This is a genomic window from Nocardia sp. NRRL S-836 (assembly GCF_001279525.1).
Lineage (GTDB): Bacteria > Actinomycetota > Actinomycetes > Mycobacteriales > Pseudonocardiaceae > Lentzea.
Map to the genome: position 1 here is coordinate 1 of NZ_LGDY01000100.1, position 12,600 is coordinate 12,600.

A 12,600-nucleotide genomic window follows, 5' to 3' on the forward strand; every position below is an offset into this window, starting at 1 on the left:
CCGGGGGGGGGGCCCCCCCCCCCCCCCGCCGCGACCCCCCCCCCCCCCCCCGCCGCAGCTGCTCCCGCTCGAACACGACGAGGAGCTGCTCACCGAGCACGAGCTGCCGCTGGAGCTTCCCGAGTAGCCGCTCGACATCCCGGCCGGTGCGGCGAGCAACGAGCTGCGCACCGCGAGGTCCGGGTAGACGGTGAGGCCCCCGAGGGCGACCAGCCCGGCCGCGCCCACCAGGGCCGCGTCGTCCGAGCCGGTCGCCCTGCCCCCTGCGGTGCGGGCGGCGTCGAGCGCACGATCCCCCTTGGTGGTGCGCACGAGCTTGCCGCGCCGCGTCACGACGAAGATGAGCACGGCCGTGATGAGGAGCTGCAGCGTCAGCCAGCCCACGGGCGCGTCGATGACGATGCCGTTCACCCAGCGCACCAGACCGACCGCGAGCAGTAGCCACAGGAGCACGGACCCGTTGCGCCGCGCGGCTTTCACCACCTCCGGGCGGACGACGAGCCCCAGCTCCTCCAGGCGCCCGCCGATCGCGGTGACGGCGCCGTCCCTGGCGACCGCGGGGATCATCAGGTTCACCGTGCGGTTGGTGTAGCGCCGGCTGTCGTCGAGCACGGCGCGGTCCACCGGGTTGCGTGCCTGTGCCGAGCCGGTGGCCTGCACGGCGCCACGGCGTGAAGTCCTGAGCTCACCGGCGGTGAGCAGCCGGGCGACGGCCGTTTCGGCCACGCGCTTCGGACCGCCCGCGAGATAGGCGAGCTCGTCCATGTCGAGTGACCGCACGGGCTGGCTCCCGCCGGCCCGTGCGCGCACCCGGAACACGATCGCGACCAGCACCGCCAGTGCCAGCCCGATCCAGTACAGCTGAAGGAACTCCGGTCCGGACAATCCCCAAGGCCTCACGTGGCCCACCCCCTGACTGCACCCAAGACAACGCTTGGTTGGAGTACATGGTGTGGTCCGCGCCACAGCCTCACAAGGCTTGTTGACGAAGCCTTAGGGTTGCCGGTTCTTGTCGAGGTTTCCGCGCGACGACGGGGATGTGGCTCAGCTGGACGAGCCGCCGTCGACCCCGCTGGAGCCCTCACCGTCAGTGCCGAACTTTCGGACGATCATGGAGCCTCCCAGGTCGTGTCCGGCCGGCCCGGCCGGACCCGGTCCCAGTCTCCTATTCGGACGGAACGAGTTTCAAGGAGACGGAGTTGATGCAGTAGCGCTGGTCCGTCGGGGTGGGGTACCCCTCACCTTCGAAAACGTGCCCGAGGTGGCTGTGGCATGTGGCGCAGAGCACTTCGACGCGCTTCATGCCGAGCGTGCGGTCCTCGCGCAGGATGACCGAGTCGCCCGCCAGCGGCGAGAAGAACGACGGCCACCCGCAGTGCGAGTCGAACTTGGTGTCGCTGCGGAAGAGCTCCGCGCCGCACGCACGGCACTCGTAGACGCCCTCGGTCTTGGTCTCGACGTACTCGCCGGTCCAGGGCCGTTCGGTGCCTGCCTGCCGCAGCACCGCGAACTCGGCGGGGTTGAGCTGGGCACGCCATTCCTCTTCGGAGCGCACGACTTTCGGGGTGGTGCCGACAACAGGTTCCATGACCCTTTATAACGCCGCCACGGCCGTTGGGCTTCCCGGCGGTGGCGGCGGGCGGTGCGGTCGTAAGACCCCGTTAAGAAGTGGGCTCGTTCAGGCCCGCCGCGAGGGCCGGTCTCAGAAGATGATGGTGAGGATGTCGCCCAGGGCGAACCAGATCGTCAGCGCGACGCCCAGCAGGATCAGGCCGACGACCAGGACCGCCACCAGCCGCTGGTGGCCGGTCGTGCGGTTCGCGGAGTCGGCGAAGTCCTGCACGCCGTCCAGGTAGCCCTCGACGGTGTAGCCGGGGCGTTCGCGCTTCATCCGGTCGAGGTGATCGGCGAACGCCTTCGTCTCCGGGTCCTGCGGGTCGAGCCCGATCAGCTCCTCCTGGAACTGCTCGCGCTCGTCCTTCGAATCGCCCATACCACCAGCTTAGTGGCTGGGGGAGGGTCTGACGGGGAGGCCGCGTCGAGGTCAGTTCGCGGCTACCGAGCGGGTCAGCCGGCGAGGGCGAGTGCGGGCTTGACCGCGCCCACCGGGCGGCCGTGGCCCAGCACCGGCACGGTCGCGAGGTCGGCGATCCCGCCGACGTCCACGCCGAGCCGCTTGAGCACGGCGACGATGACGACGGCACGGGCGCGCGACGAGCCGTCGGCGATCTTGAGCGCGATGCCCTCGCCGGTGGGCAGGCCCACGGCGTAGACGCCCTCGGCGCCGTCCTTGGCGATGACGCCGGGCAGGGCGGCCATCAGCGCGGTGACGTCCCGGCCGGTGCCGCCGACCCACTGCGGGAAGGCGTTCATGGCGGCGGCGACGCGGTGCTCCAGGGTGCCCTCGGGTGCGCTGGCGAGCGTGCCGAACGCCCTGGCCAGGCCGGTCAGGCTGATCGCGAAGATCGGTGCGCCGCAGCCGTCGACGCCGACCTGGGCGACCGGTTCGCCCGCGATGTCGGCGATGGTGGCGCGGGTGGCGACCTGCAGCGGGTGGGCCGGGTCGAGGTAGTCGCCGGTCGGCCAGCCGTTGGCGACGCAGGTGGCGAGCATGGCGGCGTGCTTGCCGGAGCAGTTCATGTACTTCGGCGCGGGGGCCAGGCCGCGGGCCAGGTGCTGCGCGCGGGCCGCCTCGCCCAGGGGCAGGTCGGCGGTGCACTGGAGGGCGTCCTCGGTCAGACCGGCGGCGGCCAGGATGCGCAGGGCACCGTCGACGTGGAAGTCCTCGCCGGAGTGCGACGCGCAGGCCAGCGCGAGCAGCTCGCCGTCGAGGTCCAGGCCGCTGCGCAGCATCGCGAGGGCCTGCAGCGGCTTGTTCGACGAGCGCGGGAACGCGACGTCGCCGGGCCGGCCGACCGACAGCACCGGGGCGCCGGTGCCGTCCGTGGCGACGACGGTGCCGTGGTGCACCGACTCCAGGAAGTCGCCCCGCCAGACCTCCGCGACCACCTCGTGCCCCATGACGCCTCCCTCAGACCCTGCGACCAGAACTGCCAACTGTCGACAGTTGACGACGCACCTACTGTAGCTCCCGGACGGTCGGTGCCGTCCAGATCAGGAGACGAACGTGACACCCCCGCTGCACCTCAGCCTGGCCGGTCAGGCCGTCGACGTCCTGCGCGAGCAGGTGCTGACCGGGGTGATCCCGGCGGGGGCGCGGGTCAACGAGGTCGAGGTGGCGCACCAGCTCGGCATCAGCCGCGGCCCGTTGCGCGAGGCGATCCGGCACCTGGCCTCGGAGGGGCTGCTGACGCTGGTGCCGCACCGGGGCGCGTTCGTGCCGGCCGCCGACGAGGACGAGGTGCGGGCGTTGTTCGAGCTGCGCACCGCGCTGGAGTGCGCGGCGGCGGAGCTGGCGGCCTCCCGGCGCACCGACGCCGACCTGGTGCGGCTGCACGAGGTGTGTGCCGAGTCGCGGCGCAACTACCGGGCCGGCCAGCCGTTCCCGTACCGGCTCGACCTCGCGTTCCACCAGGCGTTGCTGGACGCCGCCCGCAGCCCGCGGATCGCCGAGCAGGTGCGGCTCGTGCAGCAACGGGTCGTGCTCCTGCGCAGTGCCTTGGAGGACGACCCGTCACACCAGCACGCGTCGATGGACGACCACGACGAGTTGGTGCGGGCGATCCGGGACGGGGACGCGGCGCGCGCGTCGACCGTGATGCGACGCCATCTGTCGCGAGTGTGCGCGCAGATGCTGACGAGCCTCAACGCCTGAATAATCGCCCCGGACAGGTGGGTGTGCGGAGGCGGGGGGAATGCGCGGGACGACGTTCGGTGAGTTCCTGCGGTTCTACCGCCGCAGGGCCGGCCTCACGCAGGAGGAGCTCGCCTCCCGCACAGGGCTGAGCGTGCGCGCGTTGAGCGACCTCGAACGCGGGCGCGTCCACACGCCGCAGGCGACCACCGTCGACCTGCTCGTGGCCGGGCTCGGACTGGACCTGGGCGAGGCGGGGGAGTTCGGCACGCTGGCCCGGCTCGGTGAGGCGGTGCAGCCACGTCAGGAACGCGCCGACCGGACCTGCTCACCGCCGCCCGCCACCGAGCTGGTCGGACGGGCGGCGGAGCAGCGGCAGCTCGCGGAGTGGGTCGCGGAGGCGGCCACCGCGCAGGTGCTCGGCCTGGTCGTCGTGCACGGACCGCCCGGCGTCGGCAAGACGGCGCTCGCCGTCGACGCGGCCCACCGGTTCGGCTGCGCGTTCACCGACGGCTGCCTGTACCTCGACCTGCGCGGCATGGACCGCACGCCGCTGTCCGCCGACCGCGCGATCACCGGCCTGCTCACCGCGCTGGGCGTGCCGGACGCCCGGATGCCCTCCGACGCCGGCGACCGCGACCGCCTCTACCGCTCGATGCTGCGCGAACGCACCGTCCTGCTGGTGCTCGACAACGCCGCGAACGAGGCCCAGGTCCGGCCGCTGCTGGCCGCCGCTCCCGGCTCGCTCGTGCTCGTGACCAGCCGCAACGTCCTGGCGGGCCTGGTCGCCCGGCACCGCGTCGAGCTCGGCCCGCTCACCGGCGACGGCGCCGTCGCGCTGCTCGCCGCGGTGGCCGGCGACCGCGTCCGGGCCGATCGCGCGTCCGCCGGTCTCGTCGCGGGCCTGTGCGGCGGCATCCCGCTGGCACTCGCGATCGCGGGCCACCGGCTCACCGGGCCGTGGTCGCCCCGCCAGCTCGCCGACCGGCTCTCCGGCGAACGCGACCGCCTCGACGTGCTGGCCACCGGCGACGTCCAGGTGCGCACGGCGTTCGAGCTGTCCTACCGGCTGCTCGCGCCGACGACCGCCGCCGTGTTCCGCCGGCTCGCGCTCGTACCGGGCCCGGACACCTCGGTGGAGCTCGCCGCCGTCGCCGCGGAGGTCTCACCGGACGACGCCGAGGCGTTGCTGGAGGAGCTCGTCGACGCGAGCCTCGTGCGCCCCGGTGACCTCCCCGGCCGGTACACCTTCCACGACCTGATCCGGGACTACGCGCGCGAACGCCTTCACGGTGACGAACCCGGCCTCGACGCCCACCGCCTGCGAACGCGGAACTGGCTGATGACCACCGCGACGGCCACGGCGGCGGCGTTCCACCCGGACGAGCAGGGCGCGGCGGACCTGGCGAGCGCGGACCGCTGGCTGCTCGCCGAGGTGGCGAACTGGCGTGGCGCGCTGCGCGACGCCGTCCGGGACGGTGACCACGAGTCCGTGCTGGCGCTGGCGAACGCGATGCACTGGTACTCCGACCACCGCGGCCAGGGTGATCTGTGGGTGGAGGTGTTCACGGCCGGTGTGGACGCGGCGCGCGCACTGGGCCGTGACGAAGAAGTGGCGAAACAGCTCAACTTCGTGTCGTGGGCGTACTTCGCACGCGCGGCCCGGTTGCCGGCGGCCATGGAGAGCCACCTGGAGGCGCTGCGGGTCGCCGAGGGGTGCGGTTCGGTGCTGGAGACGGCCTGGGCGCACTACTACCGGTCGGGCATCGAGACGCGTCTGGGCGGCCACGCGACCGCCGTCACCCACGGCCGCCGCGCCGCGGAGCTGTTCCGCCAGGCCGGGCTGCCGATGGGCGTGGTGTTCGCGCTGTCGTTCACCGGCGTGCTGCTGCAACGGATGGGCCGCTTCGCCGACGCCGTGCGCACGCACCGTGCGGCCATCGCGGAGGAACGGGCGGTGCGCGGCACCCGGCGTGGTGTCGCACGGGAGAACACCGCCCAGCTGCTGCTGCGGCTCGCCGACAGCCTCACGGCGGCGGGCGAACCGGAGAACGCGCTGCCCGTGATCGCCGAAGCCGAGGCGCTGATCAGCGACTTCGGTGGCCTGCGCGCGGTGCTGCGGCACAGCAGGGGCCGCGCGCTGGCCGCGGCCGGGCGGTTCCCCGAGGCCCGCGAGCAGCTCGCCGGAGCGGTGGAGGGCGTGGGCGACCCGGAGCTGCGGGTGTCCGTGCTGATCGAGCTCGCGCGGATGTGCGACCGGATGGGCGACCACGACGCCGGCACACGGCATCGCGTGCGCGCGTTGGCCGAGAGCGAGGGCTACGAGTCGCCCGGCATGACGAAGCTGCAGCACGACGTCGCGGCGGCGCTGGGCATCCGGCTGACCGCCTAGCGCAGCACCGAGCTGAGGAAGGCGTCCGCGTCGAACCGCTCGGTACCCGCCGGCACCAGGAGGTGGGCGGCGTCGAGGAACTCGCGCAGCGTCGAGGCCGGCACCCGGAACACGGTGACGTGCCGCTCGGACACGAGCTCCAGCACCACCGCGCGGCCGCTCGGGCGCAGCCGCACGTCGCCCTCGCCCGCCGGCCGGGACAGGCCGTCCCTCAGCAGGTCGCGGCCCATGATCCAGGTGGTCACCGAGCCGCCGGAGTGGAAGTGCATCGTGACCGCGAACGGGTCGTCCGCCGAGTAGACCAGCTCCGTGTGCACGGGGGCCGGTGGGCCCTCAGGACGGACGAAGTCGAAGACGGCGCGTGCTGCGACCCGCATCAGAGCTCCCATTGTTCGCCGGTGGTCACTGGAGCTCACGTGGTGTGCGGCGAAATGGTTCACGGACGGGCCCTTTCTTTCCCCATTGCGTCGCGGGGGGAAGGACCGGCGGTGCCGCTCACCTCCGCAGATCTGCCCCAACGGTCGCCCGGCCGGGCCCGGCGGACGTGCCGCGGCACGGGTGTGACCGCGTCCGGGCCGGTGACCGGTCCGGGAACTTCTGCCGGTCGTTCTTCATTGTCCTTCCGCTGACGAGGCGATTTCCTGGAATCCGTCCCAGAAAGGACGGATGACATGGGTGCCCCTTCTCCTCGCCGCCTCGGACCGGTCGGCGCGGCCACCGGTCAAGCGGCCGATCGGCTCGTCGGCCGCGAACGGGAGATCGCCGCGCTGACCGAGGCGCTCGGTGAAGGGCGGTCGTGCGTGGTGCACGGTGCCGTGGGAACGGGGAAGAGCGCGTTGCTGGCGGTCGCGTCGTCCGTCGCGGTGCGCAGCGGGCTGACGCCGGTGCGGACGTGGCCGGGCGCCGACCGGCGCGCGGTGCTGGTCGTCGACGACGCCGAGCAGCTGCCCGCGGGAGGGCTGGAGCGGCTCGCGCGGTTCCGCGGCCCGGTGCTGCTGGCCGGTGACGTCGACCCGGACGCGGTGCTCGACCTGCTGCCGGGTGCCGCACGGGTGGCGGTGCGGCCCGTCGGTGCCGCCGCGGTGGCCGAGCTGGTGCGGCGCCGGGCCGGTGCCGACGTGCCGCCGGAGGTGGCCGAGCTGTGCCTGCGCTACAGCGGCGGTGCGCCCGGTGTGCTGAGCGATGTGCTGGACCTGGTGCCGGACAACGGCTTCACGGTGGCGTTCCTGCGCGACGCCCTGCCCTCGTTGCGGCTGCCGCGGCTGCTGCGTGCCGTGCGGCGCCGGTGGAGCGGGCTCGACGCCGGCGCGGTGGCGGTCGGGCGTGCGCTCGCGGTGCTGGGCGAGGCGGCGCTGGACGTGGTGTGCGAGGTGGCCGGGCTGCCGTCGTTCGAGGCGCTCGCCGCGTTCGAACGGCTGGTGGACGCGCGGCTCGCCGCGGACGGGCCGATGCGGGTCCGGACACCCGCGCTGGGCCACGCGATCCGGCACGAGATGGCGCCGCACGCCCGCGAACAGGTGCACCGCACGGCCGCGCGGGTGCTGCACCGGCGCCACGACACCGCGACCGCCGTGGCCGAGCACCTGGTGGCGTGCGCGGAACCCGTGGCGCTGCCCTGGGCCGCGCCGGTGCTGGCGGCGGCGGCACGGCTGCACCGGGCGGCGGGACGGCCGGAGCACGCGGCGCGATGTCTGCGCGCGGCCGTGCGGGAACCGGTGGACGACCGGGTCGCCGCCGAGGTGGCCGCCGGGATGGCGGAGCTGCACCTGCGGCACGGGATCGCGCCGCGGGCCGCGGAGCTCCGCCGGTTCGCGGGCGATGACCGGCTCGGCGCCGTGGTGGTGGACTGGCAGTGCGACGAGTCGGTGCTCGGCCTGGAGTTCGGGCCGGTCGCGATGTCCGTCAGCGCCGCGAACGCCGCCGCGGCCGACGGACTCGGCGGCCCGGCGCTGCGCGCGTTCTGGCTCAGCCTGCGCGGGGACTGCTCCGAGCTCGCCGGACAGCTGCTGTGCGACATCGCGAACGGCGTGAGCGACCCGATGCCGGACCTGGTGTTCGCGGGACTGGCGCTGCTGCACGGCACCTCCGGCCACCCGGACGTCCTGCTGGGGCTCGCACCGCGGCTGCGGTCCCGGCTCGCCGGCACCGAGGACGACTGGCTGGTGGCGCTGGAAGCGTGGGCGTACCGGGCGAACGGCGCCCACGCCGAGGTGTCCCGGCTGGTCCGCGACCTCGCCGCACGGACCTCGCCCGCACGCGGGTGCACGGCACTGGCCGCGGCGGCGTTCGTCGCGTCCGCTGTGGACGGTGGGGTTCCCGACGAGGCACGGGAACTGCTGGGGCGGCTGGGGTACGCGGGCACGTTGCCACCGGCGTGGGTGTGCACGACCCTGCTGCACCACCGCGCCCGCATGCACCTGGAGCTGGGCTCACCGCGGGCGGCGCTGGCCGACGCGGCCGAGTGCGGTGCGCGGCTGGCGTCGTGGCGGGCGGACAACCCGGCGATCGCGCCGTGGCGGCTGGTCGCGGGTGCGGCGAAGGCACGGCTCGGCGAGACCGCGGTGCGCGGACCGGCCCGGCGCATCGGCGCGGCGTGGGGGAGGCTGACGCCGCACGAGTCGCGCATCGTGCGGCTGGCGCTCGCCGGCGAGACGAACCGGGCCATCGCGTCCCGGTTCAACGTCACGCAACGGGCGGTCGAGCTGCACCTGACCCGCGTCTACCGCAAGGTCGGCATCAGCCGGCGGGTGCAGCTCTCCGCGGTGTTCGGCGACTGAAACGCGGGGTCAGAGCAGGCCCGAGCGGATCGCCCACGCCACCGCGTGCACCCGGTTGCGCAGCCCGAACCGCTCCAGCACCTGGTGCAGCGCGTACTTCACGGTCCGCTCCGAGCAGAACAACCGCTGGGCGACCTCCGCGATCGTGGCGCCCTCCGCCAGCAGCCGCAGCAGCTGCAGGTCCCGGTCGCTCAGCACCGACGGCGCCTCCTTCACCGGTTGCCCGCCGAGCAGCAGCCTCTCCAGCCGTTCGGTGTTCACGTCGGCACGGCGCACCGGGGCCGCCAGCCCGGCCTGCGCGGCGATCGACGGGGTCAGGTCGTGCACCCGTGCCGCGATCACCACGACCCTGGGGGCCGCGATCGCCTTGAGCCGGGCGGCCTGTTGCGCGCACAGCTCGTTCACCACGGCCAGCAGCACGTGCGCCTCCGCGCGGTCGGACACCACCCGCACCCGCGGCGAGCTCTTCAGCAGGTGCGTCACCCCTGCGGCACTGATCAGGTCACGGGAGTCGACGGCGACGCGAAGCGGCTCGATTCCGGCGTCCACGAGGGCGATGGCAGAACTCATGGCCCCGATGGTCCATCAGCCCGGCGTGCGTCCACTTCGGAAAACCGAACCCACCAGCACCGGCCGCCCGTCCACCGAGGTGCGGAACTCGCCGGTGGGCCAGTGCTCGATCCGCAGCTCGTCGCCGGGCAGCACGGGCGCGGTGAACCGGGCGTGCAGCTCGGTGAAGTCCTTGCCGCGCACGGTGATCCCGAGTGTGCAGAGGCCGTGCAGGATCGGCCGGTCGAACCCGGCCCTGCGCGCGAACGCGGGGTCGTGGTGCATCGGGTTCACGTCACCGGTGGCGCGGTAGCGCAGCGCCTGGTCGGATGTCGTTCGGAAGACCGTCACCTCCGGTTCGCCGTCCGGTACCGCGAACGTCCGGGTTTCGCCACGCGCACCGCCGAAGCCGCCTTCTCCCTTGACGAAGCACGACGACCGGGTGGACGCGTACTCCGACTCCCACGTGCTCACGACCAGGGCGCCGGACCCCTTGTCGAAGATGTCCGTGACCGTCTTCGTGACCACCGTCGAACCGTCTCGCGGCAACGGCTTGTGCAGCCAGAGGGACTGTTCGGCGTGCAGCACCCGCGTCATGTCGGCGCCGGTCAGGCCGAGCTGCGGGCCGCCGTGCTGCAGCAGCGGGATGGCGAACGCGGGGGAGTGGCCGCCGACGGCCGCCGCGTACACCTCGGCGTCGCCGGCCGACCAGGTGCGCACCTGCCGGTCGGCGACGCCGAGGATTCCGTGGTCGAGCACCGCCTAGCCCAGGGAGCCGCGGATGTTCGCGTGGCCCTTGAGCAGGTTGCGGGCGATCGTGCGGCGCTGGATCTCGTCGGTGCCCTCGTAGATGCGCAGCAGGCGCAGCTCGCGGTACCAGCGTTCGATCGGCAGCTCGCGGGTGTAGCCCATGCCGCCGTGGATCTGCAGCACGCGGTCCACGATCTCGTTGGCCTTGATGCCGCCGTAGAGCTTCGCGATCGACTGCGCCTGTCGCGAGTCCTGCTTCTGGTCGACCAGCCACGCGGCGTGCAGCACGAGCCAGCGCAGCGCCTCGATCTCGACGGCGGAGTCCGCGATCATCCACTGGATCGCCTGGTACTCGGCGATCGGCTGGCCGAACGTGACGCGGTTCTTGGCCTGTTCGACAGCCATCTCGACCAGCCGCTCGACGCTGCCCAGCGCGCGGGCGGGCAGCAGGTAGCGGCCCTGGCCGATCCACTGCATGGCGAGGTTGAAGCCCTTGCCCTCCTCGCCGAGGATGTTCTCGTGCGGCACCCGCACGTTGTCGAACACCAGTGCCGCCGGGCCCCACTGGCCCATGGTCGGGATGGGCTCGGACTTCCAGCCCATGTCGCGGTCGACCAGGAAGCAGGTGACGCCGCCGTTGGCGCCCTTCTCCCTGTCGGTCACGGCGAACACCATCACGAAGTCGGCCTCGTTGCCCTGCGTGATGAACGTCTTCTCACCGTTGATCACCCACTCGTCGCCGTCCCGCACGGCGGACGTGCGGATGGCCTTGGCGTCGCTGCCGGCGCCGGGCTCGGTGATCGCGAAGCACGACACCCGTTCGCCGGAGATCGTCGGCAGCAGGTAGCGCTGCTTCTGCTCCTCGTTGCCGTGGAACAGGATGTTGTCCGCGTACCCGCCGAACCGGAACGGCACGAACGACCTGCCGAGCTCGGCCTCGACCAGCGCGGTCATCATCGCGCCCAGGCCCATGCCGCCGTACTCCTGCGGCGTCAGCACGCCGAAGAAGCCCGCGGCTTTCGCCTTGTCCTGCAACGCCTTGAGCTCGTCCTTGGGCAGGCCGGGCTGGCCGGCGCGCTCGCGGCGCAGCACCTCCGGCTCCAGCGGGACGATCTCCTTGCGCACGAAGGTCCGCACCCAGTCGCGGATCTCCTTCTGCTCGGCGTCGAGCGTGAAGTCCATTTCTTCCCCTTCAGGCGAACGCGTTGATGCCCGTCAGCGCCCGGCCGATGAGCAGTTTCTGGATCTGGCTGGTGCCCTCGTAGAGGGTGGTGACACGGGCGTCCCGCAGGTACTTGCCCACGGGGTACTCGTCGATGTAGCCGTAGCCGCCGAACACCTGGATGGCGTTGTTGGCGACCTTCACCGCGGCCTCGCTGGCGTAGAGCTTCGCCATCGACGCCTCGGTGCCGAACGGGTGACCGCGGTCGGCGAGGTCGGCCACGCGCCACGTGAGCAGCCGCGCGGCCTCGGTCTCGACCGCCATGTCGGCGAGCAGCTCCTGCACGAGCTGGAAACCCGCGATGGGCTTGCCGAACTGCTCGCGTTCCTTCGCGTACCGCAACGCCGCTTCGAGCGCGCCGCGGGCCGCGCCGACACAGCCTGCGGCAACAGACATGCGGCCCTTGTCGAGCGCGCCCATCGCGAGCTTGAAGCCCTCCTCGCTGAGCAGGGCGTCCTCGTCCACGTGGACGTCGTCGAGGGTGATCTCGGCGGTGGCCTGGCCGCGCATGCCGAGCTTGCCCTTGATCTCGGTGGCGGTGAAGCCCTCGGCCGTCGTGGGCACGAGGAACGCGCTGATGCCCTTCGGGCCGGGTCCGCCGGTCCGTGCGAACACCAGGGCGACGTCGGCCCACGTGCCGTTGGTGATGAAGACCTTGCGGCCGTTGAGCACCCAGCCGTCGCCGGTCCTGGTGGCCCTGGTGACGAGGCTGCCCGCGTCGCTGCCGGTGCCCGGTTCGGTGAGCGCGAAGCAGCCGACCGCGCGGCCGCTGGTCAGGCCGGGCAGCCAGCGCTGCTTCTGCTCCTCGGTGCCGTGCCCGGCGATGGACTTCGCGACGAGCCCGAGCGAGACGGAGATGATCCCGCGCACGGCGCTGTCACCCCGCGCGACCTCCTCCAGGACCAGGCAGTACGCGAGGTTGTCGCCACCGGAGCCGCCGTGGGACCCGTCGATGCCGAGGCCGAGGAACCCGACCTCGCCGAGCCGCGGCACGAGCTCGCGGTCGATCGCCTCCTCGCGGTCCCAGCGGATCGCGTGCGGGACGATGTGCTCGTCCGTGAACCGCCGGGCCAGCTCCCTGAGCTGCCGGTGTTCGTCGGAAAGCGTCAAGTCCACGGGACCTCCTGGTAAACCGAACAGTGTTAGGTTAACTCAC

Annotated in this window: 12 protein-coding genes; 3 read left to right on the top strand and 9 right to left on the bottom strand. The window is 72.9% G+C overall.

What is annotated here, in order from left to right; translation table 11 throughout:
* From ADL03_RS19885 to ADL03_RS19900, 4 genes are all read right to left on the bottom strand, one after another.
* Positions 1 to 900, bottom strand: a 900-nt coding sequence (locus ADL03_RS19885; protein WP_197288479.1) for a TIGR04222 domain-containing membrane protein, incomplete at its 3' end; no start/stop codon positions are given.
* 265 nt (positions 901 to 1,165) lie between these two features.
* Entirely contained in the window at positions 1,166 to 1,588 is a 423-nt protein-coding gene (gene msrB / locus ADL03_RS19890; RefSeq protein WP_053735005.1) for a peptide-methionine (R)-S-oxide reductase MsrB, read from the bottom strand.
* Between the two features lie 114 nt (positions 1,589 to 1,702).
* Positions 1,703 to 1,993 carry a hypothetical protein gene (locus ADL03_RS19895; RefSeq protein WP_053735006.1) on the bottom strand — a complete coding sequence of 97 codons (291 nt, stop codon included), beginning with the start codon at positions 1,991 to 1,993 and terminating at the stop codon, positions 1,703 to 1,705.
* Between the two features lie 74 nt (positions 1,994 to 2,067).
* Positions 2,068 to 3,021: an asparaginase gene (locus ADL03_RS19900; RefSeq protein WP_053735007.1), complete on the bottom strand. Its 954-nt coding sequence runs from the start codon at positions 3,019 to 3,021 to the stop codon at positions 2,068 to 2,070.
* Positions 3,022 to 3,127: 106 nt separating this feature from the next.
* Here ADL03_RS19900 and ADL03_RS19905 point away from each other — a divergent pair, with 106 nt between their 5' ends.
* The gene (locus ADL03_RS19905) at positions 3,128 to 3,775 is read left to right on the top strand and encodes a GntR family transcriptional regulator (RefSeq protein ID WP_053735008.1); all 648 of its coding nucleotides are present in this window, start codon (positions 3,128 to 3,130) and stop codon (positions 3,773 to 3,775) included.
* Positions 3,776 to 3,815: 40 nt separating this feature from the next.
* Positions 3,816 to 6,146 carry a helix-turn-helix domain-containing protein gene (locus tag ADL03_RS19910; RefSeq protein WP_053735009.1) on the top strand — a complete coding sequence of 777 codons (2,331 nt, stop codon included), beginning with the start codon at positions 3,816 to 3,818 and terminating at the stop codon, positions 6,144 to 6,146.
* On the opposite strand, the gene ADL03_RS19915 is transcribed toward ADL03_RS19910, so the two are convergent.
* Positions 6,143 to 6,523, bottom strand: coding sequence for an SsgA family sporulation/cell division regulator (locus tag ADL03_RS19915; protein ID WP_053735010.1), 381 nt, complete (start codon positions 6,521 to 6,523; stop codon positions 6,143 to 6,145). The two genes, ADL03_RS19910 and ADL03_RS19915, sit on opposite strands and share 4 nt — an antisense overlap.
* A gap of 294 nt (positions 6,524 to 6,817) precedes the next feature.
* On the opposite strand from ADL03_RS19915, the gene ADL03_RS19920 reads away from it, so the two are divergent.
* Entirely contained in the window at positions 6,818 to 8,923 is a 2,106-nt protein-coding gene (locus tag ADL03_RS19920; RefSeq protein ID WP_053735011.1) for a LuxR family transcriptional regulator, read from the top strand.
* A 9-nt stretch (positions 8,924 to 8,932) separates the two neighbouring features.
* Here ADL03_RS19920 and ADL03_RS19925 read toward each other — a convergent pair whose 3' ends face one another.
* The 4 genes from ADL03_RS19925 to ADL03_RS19940 are packed head-to-tail and all read right to left on the bottom strand — an operon-like array spanning position 8,933 to position 12,560.
* On the bottom strand, positions 8,933 to 9,493 hold the full coding sequence (locus ADL03_RS19925; protein ID WP_082373295.1) for a helix-turn-helix transcriptional regulator: 561 nt from the start codon (positions 9,491 to 9,493) through the stop codon (positions 8,933 to 8,935).
* A 15-nt stretch (positions 9,494 to 9,508) separates the two neighbouring features.
* Positions 9,509 to 10,231, bottom strand: coding sequence for a MaoC/PaaZ C-terminal domain-containing protein (locus ADL03_RS19930; RefSeq protein WP_053735013.1), 723 nt, complete (start codon positions 10,229 to 10,231; stop codon positions 9,509 to 9,511).
* A gap of 3 nt (positions 10,232 to 10,234) precedes the next feature.
* Positions 10,235 to 11,404 (bottom strand): acyl-CoA dehydrogenase family protein, encoded by a 1,170-nt coding sequence (locus ADL03_RS19935; RefSeq protein WP_053735014.1) that lies wholly within the window; start codon positions 11,402 to 11,404, stop codon positions 10,235 to 10,237.
* A gap of 10 nt (positions 11,405 to 11,414) precedes the next feature.
* A complete protein-coding gene (locus ADL03_RS19940) occupies positions 11,415 to 12,560 on the bottom strand; it encodes an acyl-CoA dehydrogenase family protein (protein WP_053735015.1) in 1,146 nt (381 codons plus the stop codon).
* Between the last annotated feature and the right edge of the window lie 40 nt (positions 12,561 to 12,600).

Bases quoted from the DNA above. Each gene is read 5' to 3' on its own strand.
- ADL03_RS19925 (WP_082373295.1), bottom strand. From the start codon at position 9,493: ATGAGTTCTGCCATCGCCCTCGTGGACGCCGGAATCGAGCCGCTTCGC.
- ADL03_RS19915 (WP_053735010.1), bottom strand. From the start codon at position 6,523: ATGCGGGTCGCAGCACGCGCCGTCTTCGACTTCGTCCGTCCTGAGGGC.
- ADL03_RS19895 (WP_053735006.1), bottom strand. From the start codon at position 1,993: ATGGGCGATTCGAAGGACGAGCGCGAGCAGTTCCAGGAGGAGCTGATC.
- ADL03_RS19935 (WP_053735014.1), bottom strand. From the start codon at position 11,404: ATGGACTTCACGCTCGACGCCGAGCAGAAGGAGATCCGCGACTGGGTG.
- ADL03_RS19920 (WP_053735011.1), top strand. From the start codon at position 6,818: ATGGGTGCCCCTTCTCCTCGCCGCCTCGGACCGGTCGGCGCGGCCACC.
- ADL03_RS19900 (WP_053735007.1), bottom strand. From the start codon at position 3,021: ATGGGGCACGAGGTGGTCGCGGAGGTCTGGCGGGGCGACTTCCTGGAG.
- msrB (WP_053735005.1), bottom strand. From the start codon at position 1,588: ATGGAACCTGTTGTCGGCACCACCCCGAAAGTCGTGCGCTCCGAAGAG.
- ADL03_RS19910 (WP_053735009.1), top strand. From the start codon at position 3,816: ATGCGCGGGACGACGTTCGGTGAGTTCCTGCGGTTCTACCGCCGCAGG.